Source organism: Geobacillus zalihae NBRC 101842, assembly GCF_001544135.1.
GTDB lineage: Bacteria > Bacillota > Bacilli > Bacillales > Anoxybacillaceae > Geobacillus > Geobacillus zalihae.
This window is the reverse complement of record NZ_BCPV01000009.1, coordinates 66,732-83,645: the sequence shown is the minus strand read 5'-3', so window position 1 is coordinate 83,645 and position 16,914 is coordinate 66,732. Positions and strand designations below refer to the sequence as shown.

Below are 16,914 nucleotides of genomic sequence, written 5' to 3'. Positions count from 1 at the left end.
GCGGGAGACGGCGGAACAATTCGGAGACCATGAGGCGATCGACTTTTTCGGAAAGACGATGACGTTTCGCGAGCTGTACGAGCAAGCGTTGACATTCGCGCATTATTTGCGGACGATCGGATTGAAAAAAGGGGATCGGGTGGCGATTATGCTGCCGAACTGCCCGCAGGCCGTCATCAGCTACTACGGGACGCTCCTAGCCGGCGGCATCGTCGTGCAGACGAACCCGCTTTACACCGAGTATGAGCTTGAATACCAGCTGAACGACAGCGGCGCCTCGGTGCTCGTGACGATGGATCTTCTGTATCCAAAGGCGGAAAAGGTGAAAGGGAGGACGCCGGTCAAACATTGGATTGTCACGAGAATGCAAGATTATTTGCCCACGGTGAAGAAATGGCTGTATCCGCTTGTGCAGCGGAAGCAAAACATGCCCATCGTCCGCATCGAGGAAAGCGAAACCGTTCATATGTTCCGCACGATCATGAGCCGCAAGGAAACCGCTCCGATCGGGGTGGACATCGATCCGGTGGAAGATGTGGCGCTGCTGCAATATACAGGCGGCACGACGGGGCGTCCGAAAGCGGCCATGTTGACGCATCGCAATTTGATCGCCAATATGCTCATGTGCGCCCATTGGGTGTATAAATGCGAAAAAGGAAAAGAAACGGTGCTCGGCGTGCTTCCGTTTTTCCACGTGTACGGCATGACGACGGTGATGAATTTGTCTGTGATGATGGCGAGCAAAATGGTGTTGCTTCCTCGCTTTGACGTGAAGCAAACGTTGAAGACGATCGAACGCACCCGCCCGACGATGTTCCCAGGCGCGCCGACGATGTACATCGCTTTGTTGAACCATCCGGATTTGCCGAAATATGATTTATCTTCGATCAACGTCTGCATCAGCGGATCCGCTCCGCTACCGGTTGAGGTGCAGGAGCAGTTTGAACAGGTGACGGGCGGAAAATTGATTGAAGGATACGGGTTGACCGAGGCATCCCCTGTCACCCATAGCAACTTCCTTTGGGACGGGGAGCGGGTGAAAGGAAGCATCGGCGTTCCGTGGCCGGATACGGACGCGAAAATCATTTCCTTGGAAACGGGTGAGGAAGCAAAGCCCGGCGAGCGTGGAGAACTCGTCGTGCGCGGGCCGCAAGTGATGAAAGGCTATTGGAACCGTCCGGAGGAGACCGAGCAAGTGCTGCGCGACGGTTGGCTGTATACAGGTGACATCGGCTATATGGATGAGCGGGGGTATTTTTATATCGTCGACCGCAAGAAAGATGTCATTATCGCCGGCGGTTACAACATTTACCCGCGCGAAGTCGAAGAAGCGCTGTATGAGCACCCGAAAGTGCAGGAAGCGGCCGTGATCGGCGTTCCCGATCCGTACCGCGGCGAGACGGTGAAAGCGTTCGTCGTGTTAAAGCCGGGGGAGATGTGCAGCGAACAGGAGCTTGACGCCTTTATGCGCCAGCGCCTGGCTGCTTACAAAGTGCCGCGCATCTACGAGTTCCGCAGCGAATTGCCGAAGACGGCGGTCGGCAAAATTTCGCGCCGCGTGTTGGTGGAAGAGGAGAAAAAGAAGCTTGACAAATCGGCAGAATTGCCCGTAAAATGAAAATATGAATGATGGTTCATTCATTTGGCGGATGGAACGTGAGAAAAGGAGAATCCATATTGCGGAGGGAAAAGCCGAAATTTAAGCAAATCATTGACGCTGCCGTCGTCGTCATCGCCGAGCACGGCTACCATCAAGCACAGGTGTCGAAAATCGCCAAGCAGGCCGGTGTCGCCGACGGCACGATCTACCTTTATTTTAAAAACAAAGAGGATATTTTAATTTCGCTTTTTCAGGAAAAGATGGGGGCGTTCATCGAGAAAATTGAACAAGAGACAGAAGGAATTTCAAGCCCCCTAGAGAAATTGTATGTGTTGGTGAAAACTCATTTTTCCACCCTCGCTGCTGATCCGCATATGGCGGTCGTGACGCAGCTTGAGCTGCGTCAGTCGAACAAAGAGCTGCGCCATCGCATTAATGACGTGCTGAAAGGATATTTGCGGCTCATCGACCGCATCATCATGGAGGGGATGGAAAAAGGGGAGTTTCGCCAAGATTTAGACGTCCGGCTCACTCGGCAAATGATCTTTGGCACCCTGGATGAAACGGTGACGACGTGGGTGATGAACGAGCAAAAGTATGACTTGGCCGCCCTCGCCGATCCGGTGTACGAACTGCTCGTCAAAGGGTGCGCCGCCGGGCGTTAGGAAAGGCAGAAAGGGGAGAGGCTTCATGGAGCATTTTCGCATAGCGAAAGAGGAGTTCGTCGCCGTCGTGACGTTTTCGCGGCCGCCGGCGAACGCCCTTTCATCAGCGGTTTTGAAAGAGTTTTCAACCGTGTTGGACGAGCTCGAGACCGATCCGGAAGTACGCGTCGTGCTGCTTCATGGCGAAGGAAGATTTTTCTCAGCCGGCGCCGATATTAAAGAATTCACGTCCATCGCTTCCGCTGAGGAGGCATCCGGCTTGTCGCGCAACGGCCAACTCGTGATGGAGCGGATCGAACGCTTTTCCAAACCAGTCATTGCGGCGATTCACGGCGCCGCATTAGGCGGTGGGTTGGAGCTGGCTATGAGCTGCCACATTCGCGTGGTGGCGGAAAACGCCAAACTCGGCCTTCCGGAGCTGCAGCTTGGCATCATCCCTGGATTTGCTGGCACGCAGCGGCTTGTGCGCTACGTCGGCTTTGGCAAAGCGGCGGAAATGATGTGGACGAGCGAGCCGATCACCGGACTCGAAGCGGTTGAATGGGGGCTTGCCAACAAGGCGGTGCCGGAAGAGCGGCTTCTTGATGAAGCAAAAGCGTTGGCGAAAAAGATCGCCGCCAAAAGTCCGCTTTCCGTCCGTGCGACGATTGAACTGCTCAACACCGCGAAGGAAAAATCGTTTGCCGAGGCAGTGCGCGAGGAAGCGGAATGGTTTGGCCGCGTGTTTGGATCCGAGGATGCAAAAGAAGGCGTGCAGGCGTTTTTGGAAAAACGGCCGCCTGTCTTTAAAGGGAAATGATCCCTGTAAATATCTGAATGTTGGAACATGAAACAATGTTCGACCAAACCGAGGAGGGGAACGACATGAACATTTTTGTGTTGATGAAACGCACCTTTGACACGGAAGAAAAAATCTCCATCGTCAATGGCAAGATCAACGAGGAAGGCGCTGAATTCATCATCAACCCGTACGACGAATACGCCATTGAAGAAGCCATTCAAGTCCGCGACAAACACGGCGGTGAAGTGACGGTCGTCACCGTCGGCAGCGAGGAAGCGGAAAAAGAGCTGCGCACGGCGCTCGCCATGGGCTGCGATAAAGCGGTGCTCATCAACATTGACGATGATGTCGAAGAACAAGACCAATATACGACGGCGAAAGTGCTCGCTGAATACTTAAAAGACAAAAACCCGGACTTGATTTTAGCCGGCAACGTCGCTATTGACGGCGGTTCCGGGCAAGTCGGCCCGCGCGTTGCGGAATTGCTCGGCATTCCGTATGTGACGACGATCACGAAGCTCGACATTGCCGACGGCGGCAAAGTGACCGTTGTGCGCGACGTCGAGGGGGATGAGGAAATCATCGAAACGTCGCTGCCGCTCCTTGTCACCGCTCAACAAGGGCTGAATGAACCGCGCTATCCGTCGTTGCCGGGCATTATGAAGGCGAAGAAAAAGCCGCTTGACGAGTTGGAGCTTGACGACCTGGATCTTGATGAAGAGGATGTCGAAGCAAAAACGAAAACGATCGAAGTGTTCTTGCCGCCGAAGCGCGAAGCGGGCAAAATTTTGCAAGGCGAGATCGCTGATCAAGTGAAGGAACTCGTTCAGCTGCTCCGCTCCGAAGCGAAAGTGGTATAAGCGGAAACCGCTGTCGGCGTTCGGATGAAGCACAACGGGGAATCAAAGGATAGGGGGACTGAAACATGGCACGTAAAGTATTGACCTTAGCAGAAGTGCGGGATGGATCGCTGCGGAACGTTTCGTTTGAAGCCATTGCAGCGGCCAAAACGATCGCCGAAGGCGGGGAAGTCGTCTCGGTGCTCGTCGGCGACCAAGTGCAGGCGCATGCGAACGAACTCATTTACCGCGGTGCCGACCGCGTCGTCGTCATCGAACATCCGAATTTGAAATTTTATACATCAGATGGCTATTCGCAAGCGTTAAAAGCCGTGATTGACAAAGAGCAGCCGGAAGGCATCGTCTTCGGCCATACGGCGCTCGGCAAAGACTTGTCGCCGAAATTGGCCATCAAGCTCGACGCCGGCCTCGTTTCCGACGTCATCGCCGTCGAAGAGGCGGGCGGCAACATCGTCTTTACCCGTCCGATCTACTCCGGCAAGGCGTTTGAAAAGAAAATTGTCACCGATGGCATCATCTTCGCGACCGTGCGTCCGAACAACATCGCGCCGCTTGAGCGCGACGAGTCGCGCACAGGCAGCGTGGAAGCGCTCGCCGTCGAGATTAAAGACTTGCGCGCGATTGTCAAAGAAGTCGTCCGCAAAACGGCGGAAGGCGTCGACTTGACCGAGGCGAAAGTGATCGTCGCCGGCGGCCGAGGCGTCAAAAGCGCCGAAGGCTTCAAGCCGCTCAAAGAGCTCGCCGAAGTGTTGGGCGGCGCGGTCGGCGCTTCGCGCGGGGCGTGCGATGCCGGCTATTGCGACTACTCGCTGCAAATCGGACAAACGGGAAAAGTCGTCACGCCGGACCTTTACATCGCCTGCGGCATCTCAGGCGCCATCCAGCATTTAGCGGGGATGTCCAACTCGAAAGTCATCGTCGCCATTAACAAAGACCCGGAAGCCAACATCTTTAAAGTCGCGGACTACGGCATTGTCGGCGATTTGTTCGAAGTCGTTCCGCTCCTCACCGAAGAGTTCAAAAAACTGAAAGTGCATTCGTAATGAACAACACGGGCGGCTGCAGCCGTCCGTTTTTTGACGGATAAATTCCGCGGCAAAAGCGAATAGTAGAAACGAAGCAAAACATTCGCGCAGACTTGCATTCCATGGTATACTTTGCTTGCAGCATTCAAGAAGATGGGAGGGAATCCATATGGCGATTGTCAACGCCACTGACCAAACGTTCGCCGCAGAAACGAAAGACGGCCTCACGCTCGTTGACTTTTGGGCGCCATGGTGCGGACCGTGCCGCATGATCGCTCCGGTGCTGGAAGAGCTTGACCGCGAAATGGGCGACAAAGTGAAAATCGTCAAAGTGAATGTCGATGAAAACCAAGAAACAGCGTCGAAGTTCGGCGTCATGAGCATCCCGACGCTGCTTCTGTTCAAAGATGGCCAACTTGTCGACAAAGCGATCGGCTATCAGCCGAAAGAGGCGCTTGTGGAGTTTGTGAGCAAGCATGCGTAATGTCGATGACCAAAAATCCAGAGGGAGGGACCTCTGGATTTTTTTGATGGCCTCAAAAAATGATTGACAACAGGAAGCATTTTCTTTATATTAATAACCAACAATTCATATTGGTTATATAGGAATTATACATTTTTTATTCATAGTTTTTCTATAGTTATAGTTTATTTTTGGGAGGTGATGCCGCTTCGCTTTATTCCGTTGCGAATTAGATGAGGAAAACGAGGAGGGACAATGATGGATCAATGGTTAAAACAGAAGAAAGCACTATGGATGCTGGCCATCGTCTTTTTGTTATGGATGGGCTCCGGATGCGACGCACATAGCGGGAAGGAAGACAAAGGATCTGCTTCGTCGCAAAAAGGGGAAGCAAGCGAGGTCATTCGGATCGGCTATCAAAAATATGGCACGCTCAATATGCTAAAAGCGCGCGGGGATTTGGAAAAACGATTGAAAAAGTTGGGGTATACGGTGCAATGGTCGCTGTTTCCCGGTGGGCCCCAACTGCTTGAGGCGATGAACGCGGGCAGCTTGGATTTTGGCCATACAGGTGAAGCGCCGCCTGTATTTGCCCAAGCAGCTGGAACACCGCTTTTATACGTGGCGACCACGCCGCCGAATCCGGCTGCTGAAGCGATTTTAGTCCCCAAAAATTCGCCAATTCGCACGATCGCGGACTTGAAAGGGAAAAAAGTGGCGTTGAACAAAGGATCGAACGTTCACTATTTGCTTGTCCAGGCGTTGGAAAAAGCAGGATTGAAACTTTCTGACATCCAGCCCGTTTATTTGCCTCCCGCAGACGCGCGCGCTGCTTTTGAGCAAGGAAGCGTCGATGCGTGGGTCATTTGGGATCCGTTCTACGCCGCGGCGGAGCAAGGCGGAAAAGCGCGTGTCATAGCAGACGGGCAAGGATTAGCAGCCAACCGGGAGTTTTTCTTTGCTTCTCGATCGTTTGCGGAAAAGCATGCGGATGTTGTCAACATCATTTTGGAAGAGCTGAAGAAGGTCGATCGCTGGGCAAGCAATGATCCGAAAGGAGTAGCCGCGTTTTTGGCTCCGGAGCTCGGCATTGATGAACAGGCGCTGGAGACGGCAGCCAAACGGCGCACATACAACATTGAGCCGGTCACCGATGAAGTCGTGGCTCAACAGCAGCAAATCGCCGACCAGTTTTTTCAGTTAGGGCTGCTGCCAAAGAAAATAGACGTGAAAGAGGCGGTTTGGCGTGAGGGGAAATGAAGAAATGCGCACAAGAGTGATGAGAGGCTGAATGTATGATAGAAAGCCGGTCTGCCTCCTTGACAACATGATCGTGGTTAGGTTCGAATGCGTCATCCAACAGGCTGAAAGGGCAGACAACTTTTGGACGAGAATCGACGGAAAGGAGTGGAAATGAAGTGAAATTATCAAGGTGGACGGGATGGGCTGGGGGGAAGGCTGTGCCGTGGGCGTTGCCGATCGGTCTACTCGCTGCATGGCAAGCGGCAGCAGCAGCTGGTTGGCTGTCTTCGCGAGTGCTGCCGGCGCCGACTGATGTGATTGTTGCGGCGTGGAATCTTGCTTCGAACGGAGAATTATGGAAACATTTGTCCGTCAGTTTTTGGAGAGCGCTGACTGGCTTTGCCATCGGCGGATCGATCGGATTTCTTCTCGGCTTGCTCAATGGAGTGTTTCGTCCGGCTGAGCGATTGTTGGACACATCGATCCAAATGATTCGCAATATTCCGCATTTAGCATTGATCCCGCTCGTTATCTTATGGTTTGGCATTGGAGAGGAGGCGAAAGTGTTTCTTGTCGCGTTAGGCGTGCTGTTCCCGATGTATGTCAACACCTTGCACGGCATCCGCAATGTCGACGCCGGCTTGCTGGAAATGGGGCGCGTCTATGGGCTTGGACCATGGCAGCTGTTTTGGCGCATTTGGCTGCCTGGTGCGTTGCCTTCGATTTTAGTTGGATTGCGCTATGCCCTTGGCATTATGTGGTTGACGCTCATCGTCGCGGAAACGATCGCGGCCGACCGCGGCATTGGATATTTGGCCATGAATGCGCGCGAGTTTATGCAGACCGATGTCGTTGTTTTCAGCATTTTGCTTTACGCGCTGTTCGGCAAGCTGGCCGACAGCATCGCCCGTTTTCTAGAAAGAAGATGGCTTCGTTGGAACGTCAATTATCAGCATATATGAAAATCGCCAAACAATGTCAGGCGCTTCAACAAATGTCCATAAGGCTTGGAAACGAATGTTGGAAGGAGGATCAATGAATGGGACCGGGACGAGGGGCGGAGTTGATTTTGGAACAAGTGGGAAAACAGTTTGGGGACAAACACGCGTTGCGCCGCGTCAATTTGGTGGTGAAGAGGGGAGAGTTTGTCGCCATCATTGGCCGCAGCGGATGCGGCAAAAGCACTCTGTTGCGCTTGGCCGCCGGATTGGAGGAGCCGACGTCCGGCCGGATCCTGGTGGATGGGGAGGAGCTGCGTGGGCTCAATGAGAAGGCACGTGTCATGTTTCAGGACGCCCGCTTGCTGCCGTGGCGGCGCGTCATGGATAACGTCGGGCTCGGATTGAAAGGGGAATGGGAGCCGAAAGCGCTGGAGGTGCTCGAGCAAGTGGGGCTGGCTGACCGTGCGGACGATTGGCCGACCGTGCTGTCAGGAGGACAGCGCCAGCGCGTGGCCCTTGCCCGCGCCCTCATCAGCCATCCGCAGCTACTGTTGCTCGATGAACCACTTGGAGCTCTTGATGCGCTCACTCGGATTGACATGCAGCGTCTCATTGAACGGCTTTGGCTTGAACAGAAGTTTACGGCTTTGCTTGTTACGCACGATGTTGATGAAGCGGTGATGCTGGCGGATCGAGTAATCCTCATCGAAGACGGGGTGTGCACACTTGATGTGCCTGTGCGTCTGCCGCGGCCGCGCCAGCGCGGCGATGCGGCGTTCGCCGATTTGGTGGATACGATTTTGCGTCGCATTTTAGGCACAAAGCCGGAGGAGAGAGCGATCGCTTCAGTTTCCATCGGTGAGAAAAGGAGGGCGTTGTAGATGAAAAAACGGTTGGTTTGGCTATCTGTGTTAAGCGCATGCTTATGCCTGCTGCTGGCGGCTTGCGGGCAAGAACGAGGCGCCTCCCCCGCCTCGTCCAAGGATTCGGCGTCAGCCGATTCATGGCCGAAAGAGCTGCATATTGGCTATCAAAAATCATCGTTTTCACTATTTTTGAAAGAAAAAGGATACTTGGAAAAACAATTACAAAAGCATGGTGTTCAAGTCAAATGGTTTGAATTCCAATCCGGTCCCCCCCTTCTGGAAGCGTTGAATGCCGGACAAATCGACATCGGTTATGTCGGCGGGGCTCCCGCGGTGTTGGCGCAGGCGAACCCGGATTCACAGTTGGTGTATCTTGCCTACGAACCGGAAGTTGCGCGGGCGATCATTGTGCCCAAAACATCGTCGATTCAAACCGTTGCTGATTTGAAAGGAAAAAAAGTGGCTTTCGGCAAAGGATCAAGCGCCCATTATACACTATTGACGGCATTAGAGACAGCTGGATTGACACTTAACGACATTACTCCGGTGTATTTGCAGCCGTCTGAAGCGCGAACTGCGTTTGAGCGTGGTGATGTGGACGCCTGGGTCATTTGGGATCCGTTCTTGGCCGATGCCGAAGTGAACGGCGGTGCGCGCATTTTGATGGATGCGAAAGGACTTCCCGAACAATATGGATTTATCGTAGGACGGAATGGGTATGTGAAGCAGTATGCAGATGTAGCGAAGACGGTCATTGCACAACTGAATAAAGTTCATCAAGAAATCCACTCCTCTCCCGATGAAGCCGCCAAACTATTGGTTAAAGAAACGAAAATTGGCGAAGAGATTTGGAAACGGACGTTGAGCCGAAGAGGATATGGGGTGTTTCCGCTGACGAAGGAGGTGGTCGACGCCCAGCAACGCATTGCGGATCGTTTTTATGAGGCCGGGGTGATTCCAAAACGGGTCAAAGTGGAAGACGCTGTGGTCGTCATAAAGGGACAATAAGGAAATCCTGTAACATTCACACTTCATCAATACAAGCTGTTCCACTGAAAATGATAGGGCATTGTGAAAAGCCGAATTCCCCTTGAACAACGCTCTTCCAAGGGGATGTTAAGGACAGCGGGGCATAAAAGAATGTGGGGGGAAAACAAATGACAACGGTGGCCATTATTTCTGGAAGTCCGTCGCGCGCCTCGAAAACGAATCGAGTGGCCGAATGGGTGAGCGAGCAATTGCAACGGATCGGCCATACGGTATATTTCATCCGATTGCGCGATTTGCCGGCGGAAGATTTGCTTTATGCGCATTCATCAAGCGATTCGATTGTGAAAACACATGATTGGATCCGCCAGTCACGAGTGGTGGTTGTACTAAGTCCAGTGTATAAGGGAAGTTACACCGGCATTTTAAAAGCGTATTTGGATTTGCTGCCGGAAAAGGCGTTTGCTGGGAAGCTAGTTGTGCCGATTGTTACGGGGGGGACCATTGCTCATCTGTTGGCTCTCGAATACGCGCTCAAACCCATTTTCTCCATTTTGGGAGCGCGGGAAATCTTGCATGGCGTCTTTATTTTGGATTGGACATTGGGGCATGATGACGAAGGCCGCCTCGTGTTTTCGGACGACTTGTTGTCGAGGATGGAAGAGGTGATTCATTCCATTTCCCATGGCTCTGAAAAAACGATCATGAGATAAGGAGGAAAACAATATGAAAGTCCTTTGGTTTATTCCTTCTCATGGCGACGGACGGTATTTAGGGACGGCAAAAGGCGGCCGCTCGCCGGAATACAGCTATTTCAAACAAGTGGCCCAAGCGGCTGATCGATTGGGATACGAAGGGGTGCTCATTCCAACGGGGAAATCGTGCGAAGATCCATGGCTGTTGGCGGCAGCGCTGGCAGCGGAAACGAGGCGATTGCGTTTTCTTGTCGCTGTTCGCCCAGGATTGATGACGCCAACATTGGCGGCGCGCATGGCCTCCACGTTCGATCGCATTTCCGATGGCCGGCTGCTTGTAAATGTCGTCACCGGCGGCGACCCCGTTGAGTTGGCGGGGGATGGGCTGTTTTTGTCGCATGACGAACGGTATGAAGCGACGGACGAGTTTTTGACGATTTGGCGCCGATTGCTGGAAGGAGAAGAAGTGACGTTTGCAGGAAAGCACGTGTCAGTCAAAGGGGCGAAATTGTTGTTCCCGGCTGTGCAAAAACCGTATCCGCGCCTCTTTTTCGGCGGATCGTCGGATGCCGGCCAACAGGTTGCCGCCCGCCATGCGGACGTCTACTTGACTTGGGGGGAGCCGCCTAGACAGGTGAAAGAAAAAATAGAACGGGTAAGGGAACTCGCTCGCCAAGAAGGGAGAGAAATCGAATTTGGCATTCGTCTCCACATCATTGTTCGCGAAACAGAAAAAGAAGCGTGGGAAGCGGCAGAGCGATTGATTCAGTATGTAGATGACCGGACGATTGAAGAGGCGCAGCGGGTGTTTTCCCGTTATGACTCTGTCGGGCAGCAACGGATGCGCGAGCTGCACAGGGGGAGGAAAGAGTCGTTGGAGATCAGCCCAAACCTTTGGGCGGGGATTGGGCTCGTTCGCGGCGGCGCGGGCACCGCGCTTGTCGGTGATCCGGAAACAGTGGCTGAACGTCTCCGTGAATACGAGCAACTCGGCATCCGTTACTTCATTTTATCAGGTTATCCGCATTTGGAAGAGGCGTATCGCGTGGCGGAATTGTTATTCCCGTTGTTGTCATTGGATGTTCCTTCTTCTTCCATTCGCGGCGAGGTAGTGGGTCACGAGTTTTTTCCAAATGTGATTAAGGTGTGATCGGTTCTAAAAAAGGGGGATGCGCTGCAAAAGAGCATCCATCCTTTTTTATTTTTGATTGACTTTGAAATTCATGTTCTTTTATAATCGTGCTTGTGTGATATTGATTATCATTTTTAATGGTCTATGGGGGGATCGATCATGTCATGGAAATGGAAGTGGCTCGCCGTGTTCGCCGCCGCGGCGTTGGCGCTTGGCGCGTGCGGCCAGAGCAAACAGACGGCGGGAACAGAAAAAGAAAGCAGCAACCAAACGGCTGTGGAAAAACAAGAAAAGCCGAAAGAGGAAGAGAAGACGGAGAACGAGAAGGAAGAAGCGGAAGTCGATTATGCGGGAGCGTTCAGCGAAGCGCTCGCGGAGCTTGAGAAGGCGAAGCAAGGCGGGGCGGTCGACTTCGGCAAAGTGGAGAGCATCTACAAAGAAAAGCTGCAGCCGCTTGTACAAAAACGTGACGCGGAATTTGAAGATACGCTTGACCAACATATTACCAACGCACTGGCCGCCGGCAAAGACGGGTCGCTTGAGCCGTTGGTTGTCAAGCAAATTTTTGACAAGCTGATGCAAAAAGTGTTTTACACGACGATCAAACATGAGTTTACCGAAGCAGAAGAGCATTGGGCCAATAAGGAAGAAGTAAAGGAAGAGCTTGAGGAAGCGAAGGCATTTTACGCGATTTTGCAGTCGACCGTGGAAAAGCGCGATGTGGCTTACGGAACGAAGTTGGTTGACGCGATCAACGGGGCGTTTGCCCAAATGGAGCAAGCGGTGCAAAACGATGATGCGCTCTCATTTGCCCTCGGCAAGCAAGTCGTGGACAAAACATTGATGAAAACATTCTATTTAGCGAGCGGAGCGTTGCCGCACGGCTATGCGGCGAAGGCGGCGGCTGCGGCCAAGGAAAACGCCGAAGAAGCCAAAGTGGAGCAGGCGGAAGGCTGGGCGTTTTATCAGTCCGTCTATCCGTATATGAAACGGCATGCCGCGGAGGAGGCGGACTACATTTTGAAACAGTTTGACCTGCAAACCGATGTCAAAACGCTCGATCCGAAAGCGGTGAACCATGCGTTCGTGCGCGGATGGGCGAAAGTGGCGCTTCACGAATATGAAGAAAGCAAAGAAAATTGGGGGCAAGACAAGTCGGTGATCACCGCCTTAGAAGGCGCGCTCTTTATTAACATGATCGAAAATGATATCAAAACGCTGCTCGGCGACAAGGCGTACAGCACGTTGAACGATCAGGCGGCGCGCTACTTGGAAGCAGCAAAGGCGAAAAACAAAGCTGAAGCTGACAAATGGCTGCCGCAAATTGAAGCTGCGCTGCAGCAAGTAGTGGAAAAGGCGAAATAATGACGAAGGAGGGTGTCCCCAAGGACGCCCTTTTTTCACAAACGCCCTTTCGGCTTGTCCCGGCTGAGAATGCGCTTTGGCGGATGCTTTTCGCTTTTGCCTGCAATCCGCGACTTTTGCCGGCCGCTATGGTAAGATGCTTAATGGACAGTGAATTTGATAATGGGGTGACGACTGTGAAAGTAGTGGTGACCGGGGGAGCGGGGTTTATCGGCAGCCACCTCGCGGCCCATCTCAGCAAGCAAGGATATGACGTAATAGCCGTCGACTGCTTTCATCCGTACTATTCGGCTGAACGGAAAGAGCGGCAGTTTCAGACACTCACCGGCGGTCGGGTGCCGCTTGTCCGCTTGGATTTGCTTGATGGGGAGCGAACGAAAAGGTGGCTGGTCGAGTTTCGCCCCGATGTCGTCTACCATTTGGCGGCGCTGCCGGGCGTGCCGTATTCCCTCGAGGAGCCGTTCGCGTATATCGATTATGACATCAAAGCGACGGTCAATGTGTTGGCGGCGGCGGGGGAAGCGGGAGTCAGCCATGTGCTGTTTGCTTCGTCGTCATCCGTCTATGGCGACCGCGGCAACGTGCCGCTGAAAGAAGAAATGGCTGATGGCCGCGTCGTGTCGCCGTATGCGGCGGCGAAATACGGAGCGGAATCGTTTTGTCATGCCTATGCCCATTTGTATGGCTACCAAATGACGATTTTCCGCTATTTCACCGTTTACGGGCCGTGGGGTCGTCCGGATATGGCGATCGGCACGTTTTTGCGCCGATTGTTGGTGGGCGAGGAGATTGTCGTGTATGGCAAGGGGACGGCGCGCGATTATACGTACATCGATGATATTGTCGCCGGCATGGCCGCGGCGCTTCACCGCAGCGGCGGGCGAAGCGAAGTGTTCAACTTGGGCGCCGGGGCGCCCGTCACCATGGAGCAACTGCTCGCTGAGTTGCGGAAGCACTTTCCCGATATGAAAATCGTGCACGCGCCGGAGCGGAAAGGCGATGTGAAAGCGACATGGGCGGACATCACAAAGGCGGAGCGGGCGTTTGGTTACAAGCCGAAGGTGGCGTTTGCCGAAGGGCTCGCCCGCACGGTGGCGTGGGCGCGCGAATATGAGCGGTAGGGCGGCCAAGGCGGGGCTGCAGGCCGCCGGGGTGGCCATGGTTGTTCTGTTTGGTTGGATGACGTATCGCTATTTTGACGGCCGTGCGTTGCTTCGGCATCTCGCCGGGCTGGCCCGCCATCCGGCGGATATGGCTGCCGCCGTTTTCGTGTATGGCGCGTCCTTTTGGCTGCGGGCATGGGCATGGAAGCAATATGTCGGGAAACCGATCGCCTTTGCCGTCTATTGGCGTGGGGTGTTGCTCAGCTTGTTGATCAATCATCTCGTCCCCGTCAAAATGGGCGATGCCGCCCGCGTCGCTGTGCTTGCCCGCCAGCCGGGTGTTTCCGCCGCTGAGGCGATCGAGTCGGTTGCGGTCATGCGGTTATTGGACATGGCGGTGCTGGGCGGTTTTGCGGCAGCGGGGGTGTATGTGTACATGCATCGGATTCCCGGCCTTCCGCTGGTGGGGGCGGCCGCTGCCGCAGGGGGGGCGCTTGTGCTCGTGATGTTTCGCCGTCCGCTCCGCCTCGAACGGTTATGGCGCCGATGGCGGACGGTGTTGCAGGGCCGCCGCGGCGCGGAGATCGCTGCGGCTGTGGCGGCGAGCTGGTTGTGTGAAGCGGCCGTCATTGGCGTGATCGCCAAAGCAGTCGGCATCCCGCTTTCCTTTGGACAGGCGGTGTGGGCAAACAGCGCGGCCGTTTCCGGCCAGATCGCCCAAGTCGTCCCCGGCGGGATCGGAACGTATGAGGCGGTGATGGCGTTTGCGTTGACCCGGCTCGGCGCACCATGGGAGAAAGCGTATGCGGCGGCAGTGTTGACCCATGCGTTTAAGTTTTTGTTTTCTTACGCCGCCGGGGCCATGGTATTGTTGCTTTGGCGGTCCGATTGGCAGATGGTGCGGGGTGTATGGAAAAAGGAAAGGGAGAGGCGATGAAAGAAGCGTCACGATTCGAAAAAATGGCGGCGCGCTGCTGGAATTTGCTGAATGAAGGAAAGCCGTTTACGCCGATTTTTGTCGCGGGAACGATGACGATCTACCATGCCGCTGATTGGATGGGCGGCTCATGGGGATGGATGCTTGGTCTGGCGGCGGCGCTGCCGCTGTTTGTCATCTACTATGTCTATGATTATCCGCTGTTTTTGCGCAATTATTTATGGATTCCTTACGTTGTGTTTCTCATCGTTTGGTCGTTTGCTGATGCGGCGCTGCTGCTGTTGGCGTCGGGGCTTTACTTTTTCTTTACCGTCTTTTTTTGGGGAACGCTCTATTACCATTTGCGCATCGGCACGTCATGGTGGAATTTCACCCGCTTTTGGAAGCTCGTGCTGAAAAACAGCGATTCGACGAGCGGCAACGCTCAAGAGCAGCTGCCGAAAGTCTTTCTCCTTTTATCTGTTTGGGAATATGCGTCGATCCAAGTGGAACGAGGGGCGGATTTGGCGCCGCTGTGCGGGGCGCTTTGGCTGTTTGCTGCTTTGGTGTGGCTGTTTTCATGGATTTTGCATCGGAATTTGTTCGACTGGCAGCCCGAGATCATTCCGACTTATACGAACAATGTGCCGAGTCCAACCGTGCCGATCAGTGACAAAGTGTATGTCATCGTGATTGATGGGATGCGCAAAGACCGGTTTGAAGCGGCCAACGCCCCGTTTTTGAAACGGCTGCGCGCGCAAGGGACGGAATTTGCGCAAATGGAGACCGTGTACCCGGCGCGTACGGTCGTTTGCTTTACATCGATGTTGACGGGCACGTATCCGTTTGAGCACGGGATTCGCTCGAATATGGTATGGAAGCTCGGAGCGAAAGTGGAAACGATCTTTGACTCGCTCCGCAAAGTAGGGAAAACAGGCCGCTTGCTTGGCATCGCTCATTTGGTCGATTCGTTCGGAGATGATGTCGAAACGGTGACGGCCGTCATGCCTAACGAACTAGCTGACCGCTATATTATCGAGCGGGCGAAACGCATTGTGGAAGAGCAGCACCCGGACTTGCTTGTCGTACAATTGATCGCCACCGACCAGACCGGCCATAGCCGCGGGGTGCTGTATGACGAGTATATTGAAAAAATTGAAGAAGCCGATGCGCTGATCGCCGAGTTTGTCGCCTGGCTTGAGGAGCGAGGCGAGCTTGAGCGCGCGACGCTGATCGTCTGCGCCGACCATGGCCAAGCGGATGGCATCGGCGGCCACGGCCATCTCGATGAAGGGGAGCGGTATGTGCCGTTTTTCATGTACGGTCCGGCGATTGAGGCAGGGAAACGGGTTGATGAGAAAAGAAGCCTCGTCTCGCTGGCGCCGACGATCGCCTATTTGCTTGGCGCGCCGTATCCAAGCCATAGCCGCGGCCCTGTTTTGATCGAAGCAATGCGGAAGGAGGAGAGCGATGAAACAGCAGCACGTCATCGTTTTTTTGCCGGCGCACAATGAGGAAGGGGCGATTGGGGACGTGATTCGCCGCATTCCGCGTCATTTCCATCCCGATGTAGAGGTCAGCGTCTTGGTCATTGATGACGGGTCGACCGACCGGACTGCTGAAGCGGCGCAAGAAGCGGGAGCCGATTACATTTGCCGCTGGCCGGAAAACCGCGGCCTCGGGGCGGCGGTGCGGCGAGGGCTTGAAGAGTGTGTCCGTCTTGGCGCGGATATCGGCGTGATGATCGATGCCGATAACGAATATCCGCCGGAACAAATTCCTGACCTTTTGGCGCCGATTTTCGCCGGTGAGGCCGACTATACGATCGGCTCGCGCTTCCTTGGCACGATTCGCGGCATGAAATGGCACCGCCGCCTCGGCAACTATGCCTTTACGTGGCTGCAGTCGCTCCTGCTCGGCCAGCGGCTGTACGACGGGCAATCCGGCATGCGCGCGTTTTCCCGCCAAGCGATGGAAGAGGCGGAAATCATCCACGATTACAATTACGCCCAAGTGTTGACGCTCAACTTAGTGCGCAAAGGGTTTCGACTAAAGGAAGTGCCGATCCGCTACCAAGTGCGGACGACCGGCCGTTCGTTCATCAAGTTCACCGCCTATATGACCGCGGTCATCCCGGCCATCTGGAAGGAAATGCGCCGCCCGGTAACAAAAGCGGTCATTGACCGAAAAGCGCATCTGCTTTCTTTGGAGCGGGAGCGCTATTGTTCGTGAGGCGGCCGCCTTGGGCCGCCGGCCATTTTTCCAATATTGAC

Annotated in this window: 17 protein-coding genes; all 17 read left to right on the top strand. The window is 54.3% G+C overall.

Translation table 11 applies throughout. The features are described 5' to 3' along the window. Window positions 1-1,618 (top strand): long-chain-fatty-acid--CoA ligase (locus GZ1_RS04905; RefSeq protein WP_060788010.1); only part of this gene is annotated, 1,618 nt, incomplete at its 5' end. A 59-nt stretch (window positions 1,619-1,677) separates the two neighbouring features. Continuing rightward, entirely contained in the window at window positions 1,678-2,265 is a 588-nt protein-coding gene (fadR, locus tag GZ1_RS04900; protein ID WP_060788009.1) for a fatty acid metabolism transcriptional regulator FadR, read from the top strand. 25 nt (window positions 2,266-2,290) lie between these two features. Then, entirely contained in the window at window positions 2,291-3,064 is a 774-nt protein-coding gene (locus GZ1_RS04895; RefSeq protein ID WP_060788008.1) for an enoyl-CoA hydratase, read from the top strand. Window positions 3,065-3,129: 65 nt separating this feature from the next. Then, on the top strand, window positions 3,130-3,906 hold the full coding sequence (locus tag GZ1_RS04890; protein ID WP_013144555.1) for an electron transfer flavoprotein subunit beta/FixA family protein: 777 nt from the start codon (window positions 3,130-3,132) through the stop codon (window positions 3,904-3,906). A gap of 65 nt (window positions 3,907-3,971) precedes the next feature. After that, window positions 3,972-4,949 carry an electron transfer flavoprotein subunit alpha/FixB family protein gene (locus GZ1_RS04885; RefSeq protein WP_015375557.1) on the top strand — a complete coding sequence of 326 codons (978 nt, stop codon included), beginning with the start codon at window positions 3,972-3,974 and terminating at the stop codon, window positions 4,947-4,949. A 151-nt stretch (window positions 4,950-5,100) separates the two neighbouring features. Continuing rightward, window positions 5,101-5,415, top strand: a complete 315-nt coding sequence (gene trxA, locus GZ1_RS04880; protein WP_015375556.1) for a thioredoxin — start codon at window positions 5,101-5,103, stop codon at window positions 5,413-5,415. 237 nt (window positions 5,416-5,652) lie between these two features. Then, entirely contained in the window at window positions 5,653-6,654 is a 1,002-nt protein-coding gene (locus GZ1_RS04875; RefSeq protein ID WP_015375555.1) for a sulfonate ABC transporter substrate-binding protein, read from the top strand. Window positions 6,655-6,812: 158 nt separating this feature from the next. Then, on the top strand, window positions 6,813-7,598 hold the full coding sequence (gene ssuC, locus GZ1_RS04870; RefSeq protein ID WP_015375554.1) for an aliphatic sulfonate ABC transporter permease SsuC: 786 nt from the start codon (window positions 6,813-6,815) through the stop codon (window positions 7,596-7,598). A 77-nt stretch (window positions 7,599-7,675) separates the two neighbouring features. After that, a complete protein-coding gene (locus GZ1_RS04865; RefSeq protein ID WP_015375553.1) occupies window positions 7,676-8,458 on the top strand; it encodes an ATP-binding cassette domain-containing protein in 783 nt (260 codons plus the stop codon). After that, window positions 8,459-9,451 (top strand): aliphatic sulfonate ABC transporter substrate-binding protein, encoded by a 993-nt coding sequence (locus GZ1_RS04860; RefSeq protein ID WP_060788007.1) that lies wholly within the window; start codon window positions 8,459-8,461, stop codon window positions 9,449-9,451. Between the two features lie 149 nt (window positions 9,452-9,600). After that, the gene (gene ssuE, locus GZ1_RS04855) at window positions 9,601-10,143 is read left to right on the top strand and encodes an NADPH-dependent FMN reductase (protein WP_015375551.1); all 543 of its coding nucleotides are present in this window, start codon (window positions 9,601-9,603) and stop codon (window positions 10,141-10,143) included. 13 nt (window positions 10,144-10,156) lie between these two features. Continuing rightward, window positions 10,157-11,275, top strand: coding sequence for an FMNH2-dependent alkanesulfonate monooxygenase (ssuD, locus tag GZ1_RS04850; protein WP_020755571.1), 1,119 nt, complete (start codon window positions 10,157-10,159; stop codon window positions 11,273-11,275). A 141-nt stretch (window positions 11,276-11,416) separates the two neighbouring features. Next, on the top strand, window positions 11,417-12,622 hold the full coding sequence (locus tag GZ1_RS04845) for a hypothetical protein (RefSeq protein WP_033005938.1): 1,206 nt from the start codon (window positions 11,417-11,419) through the stop codon (window positions 12,620-12,622). Between the two features lie 176 nt (window positions 12,623-12,798). After that, window positions 12,799-13,743, top strand: a complete 945-nt coding sequence (locus GZ1_RS04840) for an NAD-dependent epimerase/dehydratase family protein (protein ID WP_033005946.1) — start codon at window positions 12,799-12,801, stop codon at window positions 13,741-13,743. After that, window positions 13,733-14,662: a lysylphosphatidylglycerol synthase transmembrane domain-containing protein gene (locus GZ1_RS04835; protein WP_033005937.1), complete on the top strand. Its 930-nt coding sequence runs from the start codon at window positions 13,733-13,735 to the stop codon at window positions 14,660-14,662. Before GZ1_RS04840 ends, GZ1_RS04835 begins: the two co-directional genes overlap by 11 nt. Then, entirely contained in the window at window positions 14,659-16,155 is a 1,497-nt protein-coding gene (locus GZ1_RS04830) for an alkaline phosphatase family protein (protein WP_033005943.1), read from the top strand. The genes GZ1_RS04835 and GZ1_RS04830 overlap by 4 nt, the downstream gene beginning before the upstream one ends. After that, the gene (locus GZ1_RS04825; protein ID WP_020755566.1) at window positions 16,112-16,873 is read left to right on the top strand and encodes a glycosyltransferase family 2 protein; all 762 of its coding nucleotides are present in this window, start codon (window positions 16,112-16,114) and stop codon (window positions 16,871-16,873) included. Before GZ1_RS04830 ends, GZ1_RS04825 begins: the two co-directional genes overlap by 44 nt. Window positions 16,874-16,914: the final 41 nt, after the last annotated feature.

What these genes read in the sequence shown, in the direction of transcription:
- GZ1_RS04895 (WP_060788008.1), top strand. Translation starts at nt 2,291, where the DNA reads ATGGAGCATTTTCGCATAGCGAAAGAGGAGTTCGTCGCCGTCGTGACG.
- GZ1_RS04825 (WP_020755566.1), top strand. Translation starts at nt 16,112, where the DNA reads ATGAAACAGCAGCACGTCATCGTTTTTTTGCCGGCGCACAATGAGGAA.
- GZ1_RS04865 (WP_015375553.1), top strand. Translation starts at nt 7,676, where the DNA reads ATGGGACCGGGACGAGGGGCGGAGTTGATTTTGGAACAAGTGGGAAAA.
- GZ1_RS04885 (WP_015375557.1), top strand. Translation starts at nt 3,972, where the DNA reads ATGGCACGTAAAGTATTGACCTTAGCAGAAGTGCGGGATGGATCGCTG.
- ssuD (WP_020755571.1), top strand. Translation starts at nt 10,157, where the DNA reads ATGAAAGTCCTTTGGTTTATTCCTTCTCATGGCGACGGACGGTATTTA.
- GZ1_RS04845 (WP_033005938.1), top strand. Translation starts at nt 11,417, where the DNA reads ATGTCATGGAAATGGAAGTGGCTCGCCGTGTTCGCCGCCGCGGCGTTG.
- trxA (WP_015375556.1), top strand. Translation starts at nt 5,101, where the DNA reads ATGGCGATTGTCAACGCCACTGACCAAACGTTCGCCGCAGAAACGAAA.
- GZ1_RS04875 (WP_015375555.1), top strand. Translation starts at nt 5,653, where the DNA reads ATGGATCAATGGTTAAAACAGAAGAAAGCACTATGGATGCTGGCCATC.
- GZ1_RS04890 (WP_013144555.1), top strand. Translation starts at nt 3,130, where the DNA reads ATGAACATTTTTGTGTTGATGAAACGCACCTTTGACACGGAAGAAAAA.
- GZ1_RS04860 (WP_060788007.1), top strand. Translation starts at nt 8,459, where the DNA reads ATGAAAAAACGGTTGGTTTGGCTATCTGTGTTAAGCGCATGCTTATGC.
- ssuE (WP_015375551.1), top strand. Translation starts at nt 9,601, where the DNA reads ATGACAACGGTGGCCATTATTTCTGGAAGTCCGTCGCGCGCCTCGAAA.
- GZ1_RS04830 (WP_033005943.1), top strand. Translation starts at nt 14,659, where the DNA reads ATGAAAGAAGCGTCACGATTCGAAAAAATGGCGGCGCGCTGCTGGAAT.
- GZ1_RS04835 (WP_033005937.1), top strand. Translation starts at nt 13,733, where the DNA reads ATGAGCGGTAGGGCGGCCAAGGCGGGGCTGCAGGCCGCCGGGGTGGCC.